This is a genomic window from Arthrobacter sp. HMWF013, from assembly GCF_003061105.1.
Taxonomy (GTDB): domain Bacteria; phylum Actinomycetota; class Actinomycetes; order Actinomycetales; family Micrococcaceae; genus Arthrobacter.
In genome coordinates this window covers 1-2,803 of record NZ_QAIQ01000169.1, presented here as the reverse complement: position 1 = coordinate 2,803, position 2,803 = coordinate 1, and the positions used below count along the sequence as shown (strand labels likewise).

The following is a 2,803-nucleotide window of genomic DNA, read 5'->3' as shown; positions in this document are numbered from 1 at the left end:
CTGAATAAGCAGTATGCCAATCAATTGAGCCAAAGGCACAGCCGTGACGTCCGCCACCCTAATGTCTGTAGCACGCGTCACGCCGTTGTGGCGCTGTTCACAAGAAGGAGCCGGCCGTGCTGGTATTACTTGGATTCGCAATGATCGCGGTATTCATGGTGCTGATCATGACGAAGAAGTTGACGCCAGTGCTGGCGCTGATCATCGTCCCCACCGTTTTTGGCCTCTTTGCAGGTGCAGGACTTGGCATCGGGGACATGGTCCTGGAATCGATGAAGTCCATGACCTCCACCGCGGCCCTGCTGATGTTCGCCATCATCTACTTCGGCCTGATGATCGACGTCGGGCTGTTCGACCCCCTGGTGAAATTCATCCTCCGCAAACTCGGCAATGACCCCGCCAAAGTGGTCCTGGGCACCGCAATCCTCGCGGCCGCTGTCTCCCTGGACGGCGACGGTTCCACCACCTTCATCCTGACCACGGCGGCGATGCTGCCGGTCTACCTGCGGCTCAAGATGAGCCCGGTGGTCCTCACCTGTGTGGCCGGCCTGGCCAACGGCACCATGAACATCCTGCCGTGGGGCGGCCCCACCGCCCGCGCCGCGACGGCCCTGAACCTCGACGTCAATGACGTTTTTGTCCCCATGATCCCGTCCCTCATCGCCGGACTCGTTGTGGTCTTCGCCTTCGCCTGGCTGCTGGGTATGCAGGAGCGCAACCGCCTCCGCGCCACCCAACCGGAAATCTGGGGCGTGCCGGATACCGCTGAAAAGTTCGACGGCGGCACTGAAGCAGGCGCCGGCGGCGCCTCCGCTGGTGGTGCCGCGGGCGGTACCGCCCGCACGGGTTCCGGTGCCCCGGTTACCGGTGCTCCCGCCGTCGGCGGTTCTTCGGTTGCAGTGCTTGAGCGCACCGAAACTCTGGTGGATGACAAAGACACCGCCATGGCTGACACAGCCCTTGACCCCAACCGCTCCACGCTGCGCCCCAAGCTCATCTGGTTCAACCTGGGCCTGACCATCGCGGTCATGGTCATGCTGGTGGCCGACCTCGTTCCCCTGCCGTTCGTCTTTATGGTGGGCTCCGCCATCGCTCTGGTGGTCAACTTCCCGAACGTCAAGGAACAGGGTGCGCAGCTGATCGCCCACGCACCGTCCATCGTGGCCGTGGTCAGCATGGTCATGGCAGCGGCCGTCCTGACCGGCGTCCTGACAGGCACGGGCATGGTGGAAGCGATGTCCGCCTGGCTGGTCCAGATCATCCCCACGAGCATGGGCCCGTTCATGGCCGTCATCACCGGCGTCCTCAGCATCCCCATGACGTTCTTCATGAGCAACGATGCCTTCTACTTCGGGGTCCTGCCCGTGCTGAGCGAGACCGCCGGGCACTACGGAATCAGTGCTGCGGAAATGGCCCGCGCATCGATCACCGGCCAGCCGTTCCACCTGCAGAGCCCGCTGGTGCCGGCCATCCTGCTGCTCGTCTCACTGGCCAAGGTTGACCTGGGCGATCACCACAAGAAGGTCCTTTGGCGCACCGCTGTGGTCTCCCTCGTCATGCTCGGCGTGGGCATGCTGACCGGAGCCATCGGAATCGGTTAGTCTTATGCTGCCTGTGGCCGGCCCCCGGGGCCGGGACCACGGCACCGAGGTGCCCGTCTGAAGCCCGCTGGGGGTCGTCAGACGGGCACCGACGTTTCCCCACTAGACTGGTTCGGAAAACAATTCAAACTTTGCAGGGGAGATCCATGGCTGCGATCAACCGTGACGACGTCGCGCACCTCGCGCGGCTCGCTCACATCGAGATGAGTGCCGAAGAGCTGGACAGGATGGCCGGCGAACTCGCCGTCATCGTTGATTCAGTCAAATCAGTCAGTGAAGCCGCCGGCGACGACGTCCCGGCCACCTCCCATCCGATCCCGCTGAGCAATGTGTTCCGCGAGGACGTCGTGGGCCACACCTTCACGGCTGAGCAGGCACTCTCGGGAGCACCGGACTCGGATGACAACCGGTTCAAGGTCCCCGCAATCCTGGATGAGGCATAGAACATGACTGAACAGAACCAGAACGGGTCCATCAGCGCCGAGCGCCTGATCCGTTCCTCCGCCGCCCAGCTGGCCGGCCTGCTGGCATCCGGCCAGGTCACCTCCGTCGAGGTCACCCAGGCCTGCCTTGACCGGATCGCAGCCGTTGACGGCGGCGAACGCGGCGTCAACGCCTTCCTGCACGTCAACACCGAGGAAGCGCTCGCCGTTGCCGCCGAGGTGGATGCCATCCGCGCAGCCGGTGGCGCCGCAGCGGCGGAACTCCACGAACTCGCCGGCGTGCCTATCGCCGTCAAGGACCTGATCGTCACCATCGGCCAGCCCACCACGGCCGGCTCGAAGATCCTCGAGGGCTGGCACAGCCCGTACGACGCCACAGTGGTCAAGCGGCTCCGCGCCGCCAAAATGCCCATCCTGGGCAAGACCAACCTGGACGAGTTTGCCATGGGGTCCTCCACCGAGCACTCTGCCTACGGGCCCACCCGCAACCCGTGGGACCTGGACCGGATCCCCGGCGGCTCCGGCGGCGGTTCCGCTGCCGCCGTCGCAGCGTTCGAGGCACCGCTGGCCCTGGGAACGGACACCGGCGGCTCCATCCGCCAGCCCGGCGCCGTCACCGGAACCGTGGGCGTCAAGCCCACCTACGGTGGCGTTTCCCGTTACGGCGCGATCGCCATGGCCTCCTCGCTGGACCAGATCGGACCCGTTTCACGGACCGTCCTGGACTCCGCCCTCCTGCACCAGGTCATCGGCGGGCAC

Annotated in this window: 3 protein-coding genes; all 3 read left to right on the top strand. The window is 65.2% G+C overall.

All coding sequences use genetic code 11. The annotated features are described in order from the left end of the window. Positions 1-116: 116 nt before the first annotated feature. A complete protein-coding gene (locus DBR22_RS07460) occupies positions 117-1,601 on the top strand; it encodes a CitMHS family transporter (RefSeq protein ID WP_108598483.1) in 1,485 nt (494 codons plus the stop codon). Between the two features lie 146 nt (positions 1,602-1,747). Continuing rightward, positions 1,748-2,044 (top strand): Asp-tRNA(Asn)/Glu-tRNA(Gln) amidotransferase subunit GatC, encoded by a 297-nt coding sequence (gene gatC, locus DBR22_RS07455; protein ID WP_108598482.1) that lies wholly within the window; start codon positions 1,748-1,750, stop codon positions 2,042-2,044. 3 nt (positions 2,045-2,047) lie between these two features. Further along, positions 2,048-2,803, top strand: a 756-nt coding sequence (locus DBR22_RS07450) for an amidase (RefSeq protein WP_258229082.1), incomplete at its 3' end; no start/stop codon positions are given.